The sequence below is a fragment of the Williamsia sp. M5A3_1d genome, from assembly GCF_053345315.1.
Genome location: NZ_JBKEZX010000001.1, coordinates 758,151 through 774,153 on the forward strand (window position 1 = coordinate 758,151; position 16,003 = coordinate 774,153).

The 16,003-nt window shown below is 70.4% G+C and carries 14 protein-coding genes; 8 read left to right on the forward strand and 6 right to left on the reverse strand.

What is annotated here, in order from left to right:
* Position 1: 1 nt before the first annotated feature.
* Genes ACLBW1_RS03600 through ACLBW1_RS03610 form a run of 3 tightly spaced genes read right to left on the reverse strand, consistent with a single transcriptional unit; the run spans position 2 to position 3,154 of the window.
* Positions 2 to 1,570 carry an ATP-binding cassette domain-containing protein gene (locus ACLBW1_RS03600; RefSeq protein WP_447810130.1) on the reverse strand — a complete coding sequence of 523 codons (1,569 nt, stop codon included), beginning with the start codon at positions 1,568 to 1,570 and terminating at the stop codon, positions 2 to 4.
* A 43-nt stretch (positions 1,571 to 1,613) separates the two neighbouring features.
* Complete coding sequence (locus ACLBW1_RS03605; protein ID WP_447810131.1) at positions 1,614 to 2,018, reverse strand: DUF3054 domain-containing protein; 405 nt, start codon at positions 2,016 to 2,018, stop codon at positions 1,614 to 1,616.
* The gene (locus ACLBW1_RS03610) at positions 2,015 to 3,154 is read right to left on the reverse strand and encodes a lysylphosphatidylglycerol synthase transmembrane domain-containing protein (RefSeq protein WP_447810132.1); all 1,140 of its coding nucleotides are present in this window, start codon (positions 3,152 to 3,154) and stop codon (positions 2,015 to 2,017) included. Before ACLBW1_RS03610 ends, ACLBW1_RS03605 begins: the two co-directional genes overlap by 4 nt.
* Before the next feature lie 150 nt (positions 3,155 to 3,304).
* Between ACLBW1_RS03610 and ACLBW1_RS03615 the strand changes: the two genes are divergently transcribed.
* The 5 genes from ACLBW1_RS03615 to ACLBW1_RS03635 all read left to right on the forward strand — a co-directional run bounded on the left by ACLBW1_RS03615 (position 3,305) and on the right by ACLBW1_RS03635 (position 8,691).
* A complete protein-coding gene (locus ACLBW1_RS03615; protein WP_447810133.1) occupies positions 3,305 to 4,534 on the forward strand; it encodes an AI-2E family transporter in 1,230 nt (409 codons plus the stop codon).
* Positions 4,534 to 5,688: a MacS family sensor histidine kinase gene (gene macS / locus ACLBW1_RS03620; RefSeq protein ID WP_447810134.1), complete on the forward strand. Its 1,155-nt coding sequence runs from the start codon at positions 4,534 to 4,536 to the stop codon at positions 5,686 to 5,688. The genes ACLBW1_RS03615 and macS overlap by 1 nt, the downstream gene beginning before the upstream one ends.
* The gene (locus ACLBW1_RS03625) at positions 5,685 to 6,344 is read left to right on the forward strand and encodes a response regulator (protein WP_447810136.1); all 660 of its coding nucleotides are present in this window, start codon (positions 5,685 to 5,687) and stop codon (positions 6,342 to 6,344) included. Before macS ends, ACLBW1_RS03625 begins: the two co-directional genes overlap by 4 nt.
* 16 nt (positions 6,345 to 6,360) lie before the next feature.
* Positions 6,361 to 6,657 carry a DUF503 domain-containing protein gene (locus ACLBW1_RS03630; protein ID WP_447810137.1) on the forward strand — a complete coding sequence of 99 codons (297 nt, stop codon included), beginning with the start codon at positions 6,361 to 6,363 and terminating at the stop codon, positions 6,655 to 6,657.
* Positions 6,658 to 6,750: 93 nt separating this feature from the next.
* Positions 6,751 to 8,691 carry a DUF2339 domain-containing protein gene (locus ACLBW1_RS03635; RefSeq protein WP_447810138.1) on the forward strand — a complete coding sequence of 647 codons (1,941 nt, stop codon included), beginning with the start codon at positions 6,751 to 6,753 and terminating at the stop codon, positions 8,689 to 8,691.
* Here ACLBW1_RS03635 and ACLBW1_RS03640 read toward each other — a convergent pair.
* From ACLBW1_RS03640 to trmB, 3 genes are all read right to left on the reverse strand, one after another.
* A complete protein-coding gene (locus ACLBW1_RS03640; RefSeq protein WP_447810139.1) occupies positions 8,679 to 11,645 on the reverse strand; it encodes an MMPL family transporter in 2,967 nt (988 codons plus the stop codon). The genes ACLBW1_RS03635 and ACLBW1_RS03640 overlap by 13 nt on opposite strands.
* Positions 11,646 to 11,745: 100 nt before the next feature.
* Positions 11,746 to 12,429: an NYN domain-containing protein gene (locus ACLBW1_RS03645; protein WP_447810140.1), complete on the reverse strand. Its 684-nt coding sequence runs from the start codon at positions 12,427 to 12,429 to the stop codon at positions 11,746 to 11,748.
* Complete coding sequence (trmB, locus tag ACLBW1_RS03650) at positions 12,426 to 13,238, reverse strand: tRNA (guanosine(46)-N7)-methyltransferase TrmB (RefSeq protein WP_447810141.1); 813 nt, start codon at positions 13,236 to 13,238, stop codon at positions 12,426 to 12,428. The genes ACLBW1_RS03645 and trmB overlap by 4 nt, the downstream gene beginning before the upstream one ends.
* Before the next feature lie 70 nt (positions 13,239 to 13,308).
* Here trmB and ACLBW1_RS03655 point away from each other — a divergent pair, with 70 nt between their 5' ends.
* Genes ACLBW1_RS03655 through ACLBW1_RS03665 form a run of 3 tightly spaced genes read left to right on the forward strand, consistent with a single transcriptional unit; the run spans position 13,309 to position 15,900 of the window.
* On the forward strand, positions 13,309 to 14,196 hold the full coding sequence (locus tag ACLBW1_RS03655; protein ID WP_447810142.1) for a hypothetical protein: 888 nt from the start codon (positions 13,309 to 13,311) through the stop codon (positions 14,194 to 14,196).
* Positions 14,193 to 15,554, forward strand: a complete 1,362-nt coding sequence (locus tag ACLBW1_RS03660; RefSeq protein ID WP_447810144.1) for a hypothetical protein — start codon at positions 14,193 to 14,195, stop codon at positions 15,552 to 15,554. The genes ACLBW1_RS03655 and ACLBW1_RS03660 overlap by 4 nt, the downstream gene beginning before the upstream one ends.
* Positions 15,538 to 15,900, forward strand: coding sequence for a DUF6802 family protein (locus ACLBW1_RS03665; protein WP_447810145.1), 363 nt, complete (start codon positions 15,538 to 15,540; stop codon positions 15,898 to 15,900). Before ACLBW1_RS03660 ends, ACLBW1_RS03665 begins: the two co-directional genes overlap by 17 nt.
* The last annotated feature ends 103 nt before the right edge of the window (positions 15,901 to 16,003 follow it).

The window sequence follows — 16,003 nt, forward strand, 5'->3', positions numbered from 1 at the left end:
GTCAGAGTGCGTCGAGGTCGACGACTCGGGTGATGCCGAGGGTGTCGACGAAGTGATCGTCGTGACCGACGACCACCAGCGCGCCGCGAAAGTCTGCGAGCGCCTGCGCGAGATGGTCGCGGGTCACGATGTCGATGTTGTTCGTCGGCTCGTCGAGGATCAGCAACTGCGGGGCCGGGCGTGCGAACAGCACCGCCGCGAGCGCCGCGCGCACCCGTTCGCCACCCGACAACGACTCCCATGCGCGGTCGGCGTCGTGGCCACGGAACAGCAAGCGCGCCAGACCCGCTCGCCGCTCCTGCATCTCGAGGCCCGGTGAGGCGCGCGACACCAGCTCGTACGGCGACACCGTCGGACCGGGGTCGGGATGGACCTGTGCCAGGTACCCCGTGGGCACCGAGGGCGGCGCCGCGAGAAGCGCGCGCAGCAGGGTGGTCTTGCCACTGCCGTTGCGCCCGCGCAGGTGGATCCGCTCGGGCCCGGTGATGGCCATCTCGACGACACCGCCCGGGACGGTGAACGTGGTCGGCGGCACCACGACCTGACCGGGATGGACCTCGGTGCCGGGCAGATCGACACGGACCTCACGGTCGTCGCGGACCGCGTCGGCGGCGTCATCGACGCGGGCGGCGGCGTCGGCGAGTCGCCGTTCGTGCCCACCGGTGAGCTTGCCTGCGGACTCCTGCGCGAAACGCTTGCGCTGGTTCATCACGATCTTGGGTTCGCGTTTCTGCGCCGACATCTTCTTCCCGTACCGGAGCCGGTGGGCGATCACGGTGGCGGACTCGACGAGTTCGCGCTTCTGTCGCGCCTCGTCACCGCGCGCGGTGGCCAGCAGCTCGCGGGCACGCTGCTGTTCGGCGTCGATCACCGACAGGTAGTGCGTGAAATCGCCTGCCATGGTGCGCACCTCGCCATCGCGGACCTCGGCGATGGTGTCGACGTGGTCGAGGAGGGTGCGGTCGTGACTGACGGTGAGAACCTGGCCTCCGCAGCGGCCGATCTCCTCGAGCAGCAGCCCGCGAGCGTGGTGGTCGAGGTTGTTCGTCGGCTCGTCGAGGATCAGCAGATCGGGTCGGCGCAGCAGCGCGCCGATGATCGCTATCAGCGTCGCCTCGCCCCCGGACAGCTCGCCGACCACGCGATCGAGATCACCCGGCTCGGCCACCAGGTGGGCCATGCCGAGCCGTCCGAACAGGGCCACGGCGCGCTCCTCGACGTCCCAGTCACCCTCCAGCGCTTCGAAATCGGCGGTGTCGGCGCCCCCCGACTCGATGCGGGCCAGTGCGGCCCGCAGGTCGGACAGTCCGATCAGTTCGTCGATCCGCCGGCCGGTGGCCCCGGTGAGATCCTGCGGCACCACGGCGATGTCGGTCGGGCGGTCGACGGATCCGGAGGTGGGGGTGAGCTCGCCGGTGATGAGGCGGATCAGTGTGGTCTTGCCGCCGCCGTTCGCGCCGACGATGCCGACGTGGTGACCGCGCAGCGTCACCGAGACGTTCTCGAAGATCGTTGTGCCGTCCGGGAATCGGTGACTCAACGCCGAGACGGTGACCGATCGTGGACTCATGGGGGTCGACACTAGGTCGACCCCGTACGCCCGCGCCAGCGAATTATCGCGCGAGGCGTCGGCGCACCGCGCGCCACCCGAGGAGGAACACCCCGAGGACGATCGTCGCGACGATGACGAAGCTCACCGCGACGCCCTGCCCGAACTGATCGCGCAGGATCATCCCGATCGCGACCGCACCGATCCAGGTGAGCACACCGTCGGGGAAGAGACTCTCGGGGCGGAAGTCGGGCTCGCCGATCTCGCCGGACCGGACGTGGGCGATGACGTAGGAGATCGACCATCCGACGGCGCCGCCGATGGCGAAGGGCCAGAAGGTGGAGAAGATCCCCGGGAGGGTGAGCCCGTCGTCGTGGTTGAACCGGCCGATGATCACGAACACGAGAACGGCGACGACATCGAACAGCGCGGCCAGCGCGATCGGACGTCTGCGCGTCGGCGATGTCACGGGCGGACCCCGTCGGCGGACGGTGGGGTGTCCCCGTCGGCGGACGGTGGGGTGTCCCCGCCGTGTTCGTGCGCCTCGATCTCGTGCTCGGCGGCACCGATCGACGACCGGAAACGGAACACGATGACGACCCAGCCCACCAGCGACACCAACAGGTAGCTGATGAGTCGGTAGATGAGGACGGCGGTGACCGCCTCACCGGCCCCCATGCCCGCCGAGGTGAGGGCGGGGACGAGGACCGCGTCGACGACGCCGAGACCGCCCGGTAGCAGTGGGAACGCGGTGCCCACGGCCTTGCCCGCGGCGTACGCGACGGCGAGACCGGAGATGCTGGGTTCGCCGCCGACGGCGTAGCAGGCGAAGGCGAGGCACGCGACGTCGGCGACCCAGTTGAACAGCGACCACCCGAAGGCGATGGCGGTGTCCTTGCCGTTGAGCTGCACCGCGCGGAGCTGGTCGACGATCTGGTGCCAGCGCTCCACGCCGTGGTCGTCGGGCTTGTTGCGCAGGTGGTTCACGGCGTGCAGGAAACGTGTGCCGATGTTCTTGATCGACTCGGGGTGTCCGGCGACGTACTGGGCGGCGATCACGAACGCCACGAACCCGGCGATGGAGAAGATCACCGAGAACGGGCTGGTCTTGGCCCCGGCCAGCAGGGCCCCGCCGAGGCCGAGGACCGCGAGGCCGACGCCCATCAGCAGACCCGACATCACGACCTGCCACGACGCGATGACCGGTGTGGCGCCCCACTTACGCGTCTCGCGGTAGGTGAAGGCCGGTGCGAGGACGTTGCCCCCGGGCATCGTCTGGCTCACGGAGTTGGCGGCGAGCACCACCGACAGCGACTTCATCTGCGACACCGCGACCCCTGCCGAGCGCAGCAGTGCGCGCTGGACCTGCGCGAAGCTGTCCATCGAGAGACCCGAGGCCACGATGCACGCGGCCACCCACCCCCAGTGGATGCTGCCCATGCTGGCCCAGGCCTCTTTGAGCTTGGGCCAGACGAGGACGGCCTCGACGGTGAGGACGATGACCACCAGTGCCAGCGCGACCCATCGGACCCACCAGAACCGGCGGCGCGTGGGCGCCTCCGGGGCGCGCGCGTCGTCGGCGGCGTCGCCGGACTGAGCCGTCATGAGGCCTTACCTTATCGACACCCCGCTCCGACGCTCGCCCCGCGCTCGTCGGTGGCCGCGTTTGGCGGGTGGGGGTCGCGGCGGGGGGCTGGGGTCACAGGGGGATTTCGAGGTGGGAGGGGGAGTCGACACGCGGGCTAGGGTTGCGAGGTGAACGATGCGACGGCGGTGCATCCGCTGGTTCGAGCCGCGGCACAGTGGGCCTGGCGGCTGGTCGTCCTCGGCGTCGCGGCGTACCTCGTGCTGCGGGTGGCCCACGAGTTCGAAGAGGTCGTGGTGCCGATCGCGTTGGCGATCCTCGGCACCGCATTCCTCGTGCCCGTCGTCGACTGGCTCGACCGGCGTGGCCTGCACCGGGGGATCGCGGTCGCGCTGACGCTGATCGTCGCGATCGGCGCGATCGCCGGGATCCTGACGTTCGTGGTCCAGCAGTTCATCAACGGTCTGCCGGATCTGACCACGCAGGTGACGAGCACGATCGATTCGGTCAAGGACTGGCTCGTCAACGGACCCTTCGCGCTGAAACAGGCCCAACTCGACCGCGTCGGCGACGACGTGATCGCGATGATCCAACGCAACCAGGACAAGATCACCACCGGTGCGATCGCGACGGCGACCACCGTCACCCAGCTCGCCACCGGGGCACTGCTCCTGCTGTTCCTGATGATCTTCTTCCTGTTCGGCGGCGGACATGTGTGGGAGTTCTGCACGCGACTCATCCCGACGGGCAGTCGGGCGAAGGTGGCCCAGGCCGGTCGGGCCGGTTTCGGCACCCTGGTGGGTTACGTGCGCGCGACGGTGGCGGTCGCGATGGTCGACGCGATCGGTATCGGTGTGGGCCTCGCGATCCTGCAGGTGCCGCTGGCGCTTCCGCTGGCGTCGCTGGTGTTCATCGGTGCGTTCATCCCGATCGTCGGTGCGCTGGTCACCGGTTCCCTCGCGGTGCTCGTCGCACTGGTGACCAAGGGGTGGATCGCCGCGGTGATCGCGTTGGCCGTGGTGGTCGCGGTCATGCAGATCGAGAGCCACGTGCTGCAGCCCTTCCTGCTGGGCCGCTCGGTACGCCTGCACCCCGTGGCGGTGGTCCTGGGAATCGCGGCCGGCATCGTCTCGGCGGGCATCATCGGTGGCCTGCTGGCGGTGCCCATCATCGCGTTCCTCAACACCGCGGTGCGATCGATGTACGACCAGACCCACGCCGACGAGGACGCCGCCGAGGCCCGCATCGGCATCTACGCGGCTCGCCCCGACCCGCCGATGTGGGACGACCCCGACGCCCCGGGTCGCGACGGGCCCGCGCCGTTGAGTGATCCCGTGGACCTCGAGAAGAGTTCCGACGCCGACCGTCCCGACGACCCGCCGCCGGGCTCGACGAGCTGATGACACGCAGCGGCCCCGACGACGCGCTGGCGCCGCTGTGGCGCGCGGCGCAGGCGTTCCGCCTGCTGACGGTCCTCTACGCACTCGGGTTCCAGATCGCGGTCAACGGCGATCTGGCCCACCCCGCCTTCGGGGCCGCGGTGTTCGGCGTAGTCGCCGTCAGCTCCGGGGTCTTCGGGGCGGTCTACCTGCTGGGCAACGGGCGCAGCGCCGGATGGGTGATCGGCGAGCTGGTGCTCACATGCGCGCTGATGCTCTCGACGCTGCTGATCGCGAGTGAACAGTGGCGCGCCGACAACCAGTCGCTGCCGACCACACTGTGGGCGACCAACGCCGTCATCTCCGTCGCGATCCTCACCGGCCCGCTGTTCGGTGGCGTCGCGGCGGCGGCGGTCATCGTGTCCTCCACGGTGGTGAAGGGTTTCGTCAACATCGATCTGGGGCGCAACGCGGCGGTGGTCATCCTGCTCTCCGTCGGGGTCATCATCGGCATGGGCGCGGTGACGGCACGTCGGGCGTCGGACCGACTGGCCGAGGCGACACGTCTCGCCGCGGCCACCGATGAACGAGAACGGCTTTCGCGCCACGTTCACGACGGCGTGCTGCAGGTGCTCGCGCTCATCGCCCGCCGCGGACGTGAGATCGGTGGCCCCACCGAGGATCTCGCATACCTGGCGGCCGATCAGGAGCGCGTGTTGCGGTCGTTGCTCAGCGCGCCCGGCATCCCCGCCACCAGCGGCACGATGAGCGACGTCGCAGCGATGCTGCGGTCCCGCGAGTCCGACCGCGTCACGATCAGCGCCCCGGCGCAATCCGTGACGATCGATTCCGTGGTCGCCGCCGAGTTGCTGGCGGCGGTCGACAACGCCCTCGACAACGCCGCACGCCACGCCGGTGCCGACGCGAAGGTGTTCGTGCTGCTCGAGGACCTGGGGGAGTCGGTTGTGGTGAGTGTGCGCGACGACGGTGTCGGGATCGAGCCCGGTCGGGTCGATGCGGCCGCGACGTCGGGCCGCCTCGGGATCGCCCAGTCGATCGTGGGACGTATCGAATCCCTGGGTGGCACAGCGACACTCGATTCTTCACCGGGGGCGGGGACCGAATGGGAACTGACCGTGCGGCGGCCGGCACACGACGGGAGGACCGACCGATGAGCGAGCCGACAGCGGTACGGGTGATGGTGGTGGACGACCATCCGATCTGGCGTGACGGGGTCGCCCGCGACCTGGCCGAGGACGGATTCGAGGTGGTCGCCACCGCCGACAGTGTCCGTGCCGCGGTGGCCCGTGCTGCCGCGGTGACCCCCGATGTGGTGTTGATGGACATGCAACTGCCCGACGGCACCGGCGTCGACGCGACCGTCGGGGTGATGTCGGCGTCGACGACGACGCGGGTGCTGGTGCTGTCGGCGTCGTCGGAACGCGACGACGTGCTCGCCGCCGTGAAGGCCGGGGCCAGTGGCTATCTCGTGAAGAGTGCGTCGCGCAGCGAACTGCGGGACGCGGTGACCGCGACCGCGGCGGGTCAGGCGGTGTTCACCCCCGGGCTCGCCGGGTTGGTGCTCGGCGAGTTCCGTCGCATCGCCGGCGGTGACGCCGAGGAGGGCAAGGCCACCCCGCCCATCACCGAGCGCGAGACCGAGGTGCTGCGGCTCGTGGCGAAAGGCCTGTCCGCACGCCAGATCGCCACCAAGCTCGGGTTGAGTCACCGCACGGTCGAGAACCACGTGCAGTCGACCCTGCGAAAACTGCAGTTGGGCAACCGGGTCGAGCTGACGCGCTACGCGATCGAGCACGGTCTCGACGAGTGAGTACCATCGACCGCACATGTGGATCGGATGGATCGAGTTCGACTTCCTGCTGGGAGATGTGCACTCGCTGAAACAGAAGCGGTCGCTGGTGCGGCCGATGGTGGCGGAGATGCACCGGAAGTTCGGGGTGTCGGTCGCCGAGGTCGATCACCTCGACCTGCATCGCCGGGCAGGGATCGGTGCGTCGGTGGTGGCGGCCGACCGCACGCACGTCACCGATGTGGTCGACCGCCTCGAACGTCACGGCGCGAGTCGCCCCGAGGTGCACCTGGTCTCGGTGCGGCGCCGGATCATCCGCGCCGACGAGATCTGAGCGGCCCCGAGATCCCCGGCGGCGGGTAAGCCCTCAGAAGGTCTGAGTAGTCGTACTCATCTCGACGGCATCGCGGGTGGCGACCATGGGTTCATGACCGACAACGAAGCTCGCCCTCCGCGCCCCGACTGGACCGTGTTGTCCCGGGTGTCGTCGGATTTCGCCTCCCTGTCGCGCCAGATGGCGCAGATGTCGCACGATCTCACCGATCTGCAGACGACGATGACCGCGGTACGTCCCCAGGCGACACCCCCACCGGTCCCGGTTCCCACACCGGCCGAGTCGCCGCAGCCGACCCGCCCGCCTGTCCTGTACCCGCCGACCCTGGCCCCGCCCTTCATGCCCCCGCCCTCCATGTCTCCGCCCCAGCCCATGCCGCAACCGGCGCCGCGACCGCCGTTCGTCCCCCCGCGGGGCACGACACCGCCGCCGTGGGCCGGACAACCGGCGCCGCCGAGTCCGCCGCGTCCGTCACTGGTGCGGCGCGCGGCCTCGGCCACCGACGGTCGGCTCGTGGGCACGATCCTCGCCGTCGCCGGCGTCGGCGTGACCCTCGTCGGTGTCGTCCTGCTGCTGGTCCTCGCCGCGCAGGCCGGCATCCTGCGTCCCGAGGTCCGCGTCGGCGCCGGTGGTCTGCTGGCCGCCGCACTCGTGGCGATCGGTGCGCGGGACCGCCGACGCGGTTCTCGGGTGGGGCCGATCGCGTTGGTGGCGACCGGGGTCGGCACGGCCTATCTCGACATCGTCGCGATGACGCGGATCTACCACTGGCTGCCCGGGGTGGCCGGTCTTGTCCTCGCCGGGGTCGTCGCCCTCGGTGGGCTCTCGCTCGCGCGACGCTGGGGGTCGGAACACCTCGCCCTGCTCGTGGTGGTGCCCCTGATCGGCGCGGCGCCGTTCTTCGCCGGCGGCATCGGGTTGCCGTTGATCGGCTTCATGCTGGTGCTCGCCGCCATCACCCTGCCGTTCGGTGTCGGTGTGCCCTGGGCGAACCTGCAATACGCCCGCGTCGCCGCCGCCGCGCTGTGGTTAATCCCGACGATCGTGACGATGGCCCACACCGGAACCGACGCGACGACGCTCGACCAGTGGGCACTGGCCGTCGCCTGCCTGACCGCTGCCGGCATCGCGCTCGGCGGCACCCTGCTCACCCGCGGCGACACCGTCCACGCCGTGGTCGCGGCGGTCGGGACCATCCCGGTCCTCGCCTGCGGCGCGGCGATCGACCGTCCGCTCGCGGCGGGTGCGACGGCCGTCCTGGCAGTGGCGCTCACCGCGGCCGTCACCCTCGGTCGCGCGAATCTGAACGAACCGCAGCGCATCACGTGGGGGCTGCTCGCCGCACTCGCGGCGTTGATCGCGGTGCCCACGGCGTTCGGCGGTCCGGTCGCGGTGCCCGTGCTCATCGGACTGGCCGTGATGATCACCGTCGTCGGACGTGACGATGTGCTCGGCCGCGGGATCGGGTTCACCTTCACCGGGGTCGGTGCGCTGGCCTACCTGTCGACCACGCGACTGGAGTCACTCGTCGACCCGACCGTGCTCGGCACGGCGAGCGCGGCGTCGTCGATCGTCGGTGGGCTGCTTCTCGCCGCCGCGGCGATGACGACGGCCGGTGTGGTCGCGTCGCGTCTCACCGAGGCGGTGTGGCCGTGGATCCTCGGCGGTGTGGCCGCGCTCTACGGGATCACGGCCACCGCCGTGACCGCGGGTGTCGCGATCGGTGGCACCGGGAGCGGCTTCCTCGCCGGCCACATGGCCGCCACCATCGTGTGGGTCTGTGCCGCCGGTGCGGCGCTGGTCCTCGCGGGGCGGGTCCCGGCCGGTCCGGCGCGGATCGCACCCATCGCCGGTGCACTCACGCTGGCCGCGGCCGCGGTGGCGAAGCTGATCGTGTTCGACCTCGCCACCCTCGACGGCGGCTTCCGGGTCGGCGCCTTCATCGTGGTCGGTCTGGTCCTGCTCGCCCTCGGGGCGCGGTACGCGCGCACCGGTGAGCACAGCAGCTCGGTGCGGGCCGGTCAGGAGTCCTGATCGGTGTCGCGCGACGACGTCGTGCGCCGCAGGAGCTCCTGCACCGAGATCTGTCGGCCGTCGCCCCGCTCGTGACGCCGCCCGCCCGAATCGGAGCCGCCCGTCCCCACCTCGGGGGCGGGCGGTTCCGTGCGCGGTGCACGGGTGGGGCGCGGTGCGTTCGCACTCGGCGGCACGGGGATCGGTCGCGACACCGGCGGCGTCGCGGGACGCCCGTTGCCGTTGCCGTTGCTGTGCCCGCCGTCGGAGCTCACGGTGCCGTTGTCGTCGCGGCTCGGTGGACGTGAGGTGATGGCACCGCCGAGGCGGATGCCGCTGTCACCGAGGCTCCAGCCGCCGGTGTCGGGGCCCGACGTCGACGACCGAACCGGTCGCGACGACGGGAACGCGACGGGCTCGCGACCGGGCCGTCGGGGCGCGACGGGTCCGCTGTCGGGCGGGGGCGGCGGGCGACGTACCGAATCGGGCGCCGGTCGAGGACCGGGGGTCTCGGGACGGCGGACGGGGGGTCGACGGTCGGCACCGGGCGGAGGACCCGCCGGACGGCCCCGGACGGCACCCGACGGCCCGGATGCGGGCGGTCCGGCCGGTCGGGCCGGGGCGCGCTGCGGGCCCGGGCGGCCCTGGACGGCCAGCGCGGTCGTCGGGACCTGCGACACCACGGTGCCGGCGTCGCGCTGGGTGCCGGGGATGGCGGCACGACCGGGCTCGTCGTCGAGGACGGTCTCGCCGAGACCGATCTTGCGCTGCACGGTCTGCATCCACTTCGGAGCCCACCAGCAGTCGTCGCCGAGCAGCTTCATCACCGCCGGCACCAGCAACATGCGGATGACGGTCGCGTCGAGGATGAGCGCGGCGATGATGCCGAACGCGATGTACTTCATCATCACGATCTCGGAGAAGCCGAACGCGCCGACGACCACCACCAGGATCGCGGCCGCGGCGGTGATGATCCGACCGGTGTGTGCGGTGCCGCTGCGGATGGCCTCGGTGGTGGTGGCGCCCTGTTGGCGGGCCTCCACCATCCGGGAGAGCAGGAACACCTCGTAGTCGGTCGACAGGCCGTAGATGATCGCGATGATCAACACCAGCACCGGCGACATCAGGGGTCCCGGCGTGAAGTTGAACAGTCCCGAGCCGTGGCCGTCGATGAAGATCCACGTGAGGACGCCGAGCGTGGAGCCGAGTCCGAGCGCCGACATCAGCGCGGCCTTGATGGGCAACACCACCGAGCCGAACTGCAGGAACATCAGCAGGAACGTCACCGAGATGAGCAGCACGACCATCAGCGGCAGGTTGTCGAGCAGGGCGTCGATGGAGTCCTGGGTCAGCGCCGGGGTGCCCGCGACGTACATCGTGAGGCCCTGGGTGTCGATCCCCCGCAACGCCTTCACCGCGTCGCCCGCGGTGTCCCGGTCGACGAGTCCGGCCGACATCTGCACCACGCCGGTGCTCGTGCCCTCGATGCTGCCGGTGAGCGCACCCTGGCCGCTGTCGAGGCTGAACTGCTTGGTGAAGCCGGGGATCTTGTTGGCCTCGTCGGCGATCTGCTGCAGCTTCTTGCCGTCGTCGCTGCTGTTCTCGTCGTACCGGATGACGAGTTTGATCTCCTCGGTCCGCTGCGTCGGGAAGATGCGGTCGAAGTCCTGCTGCGCGACGCGGAAGTCGTTGCCCGGCGGCAGATACTTCTCGGTGATGCCGCCGAAGGAGATGTTGCTGAACGGGACGATGAGGACCAGCAGCAGGAGGACGGTCGGGATCGCGGTCTTGAGCGGGTGGCGCATCACCCAGCCCGAGAGACGACCCCAGAAACCGGCCTCGATCTCCTTCTTCGTCTTGGTCTTGCGCAGGAACTTGAACCCGAGCATGTCGATACGCGGCCCGAGGATGCCGAGGATGGCGGGCAACACGGTGATTGACAGCAGTGCCGCGAGGCTCACCGCGCAGATCGCGCCGTAGGCCACCGACTTGAGGAACCCCTGAGGGAACAGCAGCAGGCACGCCAGTGCCGCGACGATGATGGTCGCCGAGAACACGACGGTCTGCCCGGCGGTCATCACCGTGCGTTTCACCGCCAGAGGTGGTGGATAACCCTCGGCGAGTTCTTCTCGGAACCGGCTGACGATGAACAGGCCGTAGTCGATGGCGATACCCAGTCCGATCAGCGAGATGACCGGCTGGGCGAAGTAGTTGACCTCGGTCGCCTGGGCGAGGGCGTTGAGGATGCCGGTGGCGCCGGCGATGGTGAGCCCGCCGATGATGACCGGCAGAATCGCGGCCACCACGCCACCGAAGATGAAGAACAGCATGATCGCGACGAGCGGCAGCGCGACGAGTTCGGCACGCGTGGTGTCCTTCGCGACGCCGTCGGAGATGCCGCCCGCGATGGGCTGCAACCCGGCGAGTTGGAAGGTCGTGCCCGGCAGGTCGTAACGCTGGGAGATGTTGTCGAAGAACGGCTGGATCGTCTTGTAGTTGTTCAGGATCGTCGTGTCGTTGTCGCCCTTGACGCCGATGCTGATGAACGCGTGCTGTTTCGATGCGTCGAACGTCTGCGCCCGGATCTGCTCCTGCGCGGCCCTCGACGCGGCCCCGCCTCCGGAGAGGAACGGGTCGATGAGACCGGGGTCGTCGCGATTGACGATGTTGGGATGCGCCGCGATCAGGTCGGTGACGAACTTCTCGACCTTGGTGCCGAACTCGGGGTTGTCGACGGTGGTGCCGGCCGGCGGCGTGATCAGCAGCACGATGTCGGACTTGTGGTCGCGACCGAAGGTGTTGTCGGCGAGCTGCGAGCCCGCGACCGACTGCGAGCCGTCGTCGAAGAACCCGCTCTGGCTGAGGTGCTTGCCGAGGGTGAGCCCGTAGAGGCCGAGGCCTCCCATCAGGACGATCAGCACCGCGATGACGGCGAAGCGCATCCGGTACACGAATGTGCCAATGGCTCCGAACACCGGTTACATCCTCTCCAGTCGGGCGAACACGCGTGAGGGCGAACTCGCCACGATTGTCTCAGGTCGTCGATCTCGGCGGCATCTCCGCCATGTGGTCACTTCAGTGCGTACGCCCGCTGAGCAACGCCGACAGCGGTCGGAACGGCGCCAACCAGGCACCGTCGTCGGGCAGCGAATCGAGGTTGATCCGCGGGAGGGGCTCGCGGAACACGCCCGCGATGTCCTCCAGGTCGACGAACTCGATGACCTCCGACGTCACCGCCCAACTGGCGTGTTCTCGAAAACCGAGAACGGTGACCGGCACACCTTCGGCGGCGATCTCCTCCAGTGGTTCCCGGAAGGCCTGCCCGTCGGCCGAGGCCACGATCAGTCCCGCCAGCCCCACAGTGTGCCTGCGCAACTCGATGTGGTCGAGCATGTCCGAATCGACGTCGCTGTCCTCGGTCACCTTCGGCTTCGCGAACACGGCGAAACCGACGTTGCGCAGCGCCTCGACCCAGGGCCGCACGACCTCGGCGCTACCGGGGACGATGTTGGTGAAGACGGTCGCCTCGGGCTCGATGTCGCCCGAACCGTCGCCCGCCTCGGCCGAGAGGTCGGCGGTGCGGGTCAGCAGCCATCGACCGAGCGCGTCGAACCGTGGACGGTGCGAGGTGGTCGGACGTCCGCCGAGGATCGCCCCGAGCCCCATGTCGAGGTTGGGCGCGTCCCAGATCAAGAGGGACCGTGGCGCCGGGCTGCCACCGGAGATGGTGCGCGCCACCCCGGGCGTCTCCGACGTCACGATGCGTCCCCGGCGATGCGGTCGCGGGGGATGCGCCGCAGCACGAACTCGGTGACCGGGCGTCCCTCTCGATCGGCGCGACCCTCGAACTTCGTGGTCGGACGGTCGAGGGAGAACGGCGCCTCACCCTGCAACGGCACCAGCAGCTCCTGCTCGGCCAGTTGCTCGGCGATGTACTCGGCGTACTCGGCGTGGTCGGTGGCGATGTGCACCACGGCGTCGTCGACGACGGCCTGTGCGATCAGTCCGAGCGTCCCGGTCTGCAGCAGCCGCCGTTTGTGATGGCGGGCCTTGGGCCACGGGTCGGGGAAGAACACGCGGACGCCGAACAGCGACGCCGGGGCGATCATGTCGCGCAGCACCGCCACCGCGTCACCGCGCACGATGCGGATGTTGTCGATGTCCTCGCGGACGATCATCCCGATGAGCTGGGCCAGGCCGGGCTTGTAGACCTCGACCGCGAGCACGTCGAACTGCGGTTCGGCCGTCGCCATCGCCGCGGTCGACGTGCCGGTCCCGCAGCCGATCTCCATGATCACCGGTGCGGTGCGACCGAACCATGCGTGCACGTCGAGGGGGGAATCCGTCGCATCGCGACCGATGATCGGCCACACTGTCTCCCAGTTGTGCTGCTGGGCGGGTGTGAGGGCGCCGCGCCGCGATCGGAAACTGGTCACCCGGGGATAGAGCCGCGCGCGTTCCGCCCTCGCCTGTCGGTCCGAGTCGATCGGGCCGGGCACGGTGTCGGTGCCCGTGGCTGGGGAATCGGGGGCGTGCTGGTCGGGGTCCACCCGACCATGGTGGCGCATCGGGAGGCCGGGGGACAGTCGGGCAACAGCGGAAGAGGGCGAGGGGTCGGTGGACGTGTCGGGTGTCGCGATGTCCTGGGGTCCGTTCGCCGATGGTCCGCTGGCCGACGCCGCCGCCCTGCTCGACCGCCTCGGCGACCGCTTCGACGATCGTCCCGAGATCGTGCACGCCCGACGCGAGGTGCACGACCGACTGCGGGTCGCCGTCCACGGCCGTCCCGGCACCGGCCGCGACACCCTCGCCCGTGCGGTCCGCGCTCAGCTCGACGTGGCGCCGATCGGTCCCGGTGACGACGATGCCGACGCCGATGCCGACCTCTGGATCTACGTGCTGGTCGGGTGGCCGCGCGCCGCCGACCACGCCGCGCTGCGACGACTGCCCGCCGAGCGGACCCTGGTGGTGCTGGGCAAGGCCGACACCCTCGGCTCGTGGGAGGCCGCGCGGTCGACCGCCGACGAGATCGCAGCTCTGCTGCGTCGGCCGGTGCATCCGGTGATGCCGCTGCTGGGCTGTGCCGATCTCACCGACGAGGAGTTCGCACTGCTCGAGACGATGGTGGCGACCGATGAGCCGATGCCCTCGATGGCGGCGCACTTCATCGTCGGAGGTCGTGACGAGCAGGCCCTGCGCACCGGCCTGCTGCGTCGGCTCGACCAGTTCGGCATCCTCACCGCCCTCGATCTCGTCGACGACGCGCGCGTCGAGGGTCGCCGGCTCGACCGACGACAGCTGAGCGCGGCGCTGCGGGCCGAGAGCGGGGTGTCGCAGTTGCGTCTCGCGATCGCCGCGACGTTGCCCGCGGTAGGCGTCCGTCGACGCGACATGGTCGTCGACCGACTCGATCGGCTCGCCGCGGCCGGGATCGCACGCGACGAGATCGAGGCCGCACTCGGTCGGCTGCGCTCCGGCGTACCCGGTCGGCCTCGGCCGAGGACACCGGCGGGGGTGGGGACGTGAACCCCGACACAGTCGTGGTCACCGGGGTCGGTCGCAGCGGCGTGTCGACGCTGATCGATGCCCTCGGCCTCGTCGATCCCGGTCTGACGGTGGTGCGCGCCGCACCCGACGACCTGTCCCGATCGGATTCGTCCCGATCGGATTCGTCCCAATCGGATTCGTCACGGTCGGATCTGTCCCTGCCCGCTCGCGCGCGGGTCGGACTGCTCGTGATCGACCCGTCCTCGGTGGTCGGCGACGAGGAGGCAGCCCTGTTCACCCGGTTGCGGTCGGTCGCGACCACCGTCGCCGTCGTGTGCACGAAGGTCGACGCGTTCTGGGACTGGCCGACCAACGCCCGGGCCAGCCGCGCGGTGCTCGACCCGACCGGCCGGTGGCCGGTGTTCGCGGTGTCGGGGGCGGCCGCCGTCGCCGGGGCGGTCGACGAGTCCGGCGTCGACGAGCTGATCGGTTGGATCCGTCAGTCGCCTCCGGTCGCGCCGCACGACACCGCCGGCGACGCCCGGGTGGCACGCCGCCGGTCGGCGACCGACCTCGCCGCGACCCGCGCGCGGCTGGTGCGCGGACGTGATCGTGGCCGCGCGGACCGACTGGCCGCGCTGCGATCGGGTCTCGCGAGCATCCGCGCCCGCGCCATCGCCGACCTCAACGCCGGTGTCCGCGACATCGGCGCCGCCTCGCGTGACACCGTCGCCGGGTTACGTGACGACGACGTCGCCGCCCACGCCGAGTGGGTGGGTACCGCTGTGACGCATCTGCGTGATCGCCTCGACGCGCGGGTGCGGACCGAACTCGACCAGATCCGGGCGGTCGCGCTGCTCGGGATCGAACCGGTCGCGCCCGTCGCACCCGCCCCACGTCGCCCGCCGGTGACGCTGCGGCCCCGGGCCGAACGTCGCCGCGGTGCCGAGGATGCGCTCATGGTGCTGGTCGGGGCGTCGGGCGGGGCCACGCTGGGGCGTCTGGTGGTCACGCCGTTCGCTCAGGTCCACACCCTGCAGTGGATCACCGTGCCGGTGGCCCTGGTCATCGGCGTGGCGATGGCGATCGGGGTGGTGCGGTTGCGTCGGGTCGCGGCGCTGCGCACCGCGGTCCGCACCTGGACCACCGAGGCGGTCGGTGAGGCGCGGGCGGCGATCGAACACGATCTCCTCGACCGGATCACCGCTGCCGAACCGGTCATCGCCGGGCAGGTGTCGCGCCACTACGAACGTCGCGCGCGCCTCGTCGCCGAGCAGGTCGCCGCCATCGACACCGAGATGCGCGCCGTGCGGCCGGGTGGAACCGAACGGGCCGTCGCGACGTCCGAACACGGACGGACCACGACGAAGGGAAGCAGAGATGATCGAGATCGGTGACGCGTTCGATCACGATGACGGGGTGGGGTCGGCCGATGCCGACGACCACCTGATCCATCCGGCGATGGCGACGCACCCCACCCACGACCCGCACGACAACCTGTGGATGGCCGACGGCGACCGCATCTGGGACCTCGGACCCGCCGAGACCGACACCGACGCCGACGGCGTCGCCGACTCGCTGACCCGGATCGGGCCCGACGGGATGACCGTCTACACCGACAGCGATCACGACGGCCAGATCGACGCGATCACCGAGGTCGACTCCGACGGGGGCTACGAATCGCGTCGCCTCGACACCGCCACCGGTGAGTGGGTGCGCACCGACATCGGGCGCCTGCGGTGACCGAGCGTGCGATCGCTCACCCGTTTGGCGAAGGTCCCGCCGTAACCAGTAACCTGGGCGGACACCATGTCCGTCACCGGAGACGGACATTCCCGGCGGGGCT

Bases quoted from the DNA above. Each gene is read 5' to 3' on its own strand.
- ACLBW1_RS03625 (WP_447810136.1), top strand. From the start codon at position 5,685: ATGAGCGAGCCGACAGCGGTACGGGTGATGGTGGTGGACGACCATCCG.
- trmB (WP_447810141.1), bottom strand. From the start codon at position 13,238: ATGCGCCACCATGGTCGGGTGGACCCCGACCAGCACGCCCCCGATTCC.
- ACLBW1_RS03665 (WP_447810145.1), top strand. From the start codon at position 15,538: ATGATCGAGATCGGTGACGCGTTCGATCACGATGACGGGGTGGGGTCG.
- ACLBW1_RS03610 (WP_447810132.1), bottom strand. From the start codon at position 3,154: ATGACGGCTCAGTCCGGCGACGCCGCCGACGACGCGCGCGCCCCGGAG.
- macS (WP_447810134.1), top strand. From the start codon at position 4,534: ATGACACGCAGCGGCCCCGACGACGCGCTGGCGCCGCTGTGGCGCGCG.
- ACLBW1_RS03635 (WP_447810138.1), top strand. From the start codon at position 6,751: ATGACCGACAACGAAGCTCGCCCTCCGCGCCCCGACTGGACCGTGTTG.
- ACLBW1_RS03655 (WP_447810142.1), top strand. From the start codon at position 13,309: ATGTCCTGGGGTCCGTTCGCCGATGGTCCGCTGGCCGACGCCGCCGCC.
- ACLBW1_RS03630 (WP_447810137.1), top strand. From the start codon at position 6,361: ATGTGGATCGGATGGATCGAGTTCGACTTCCTGCTGGGAGATGTGCAC.
- ACLBW1_RS03600 (WP_447810130.1), bottom strand. From the start codon at position 1,570: ATGAGTCCACGATCGGTCACCGTCTCGGCGTTGAGTCACCGATTCCCG.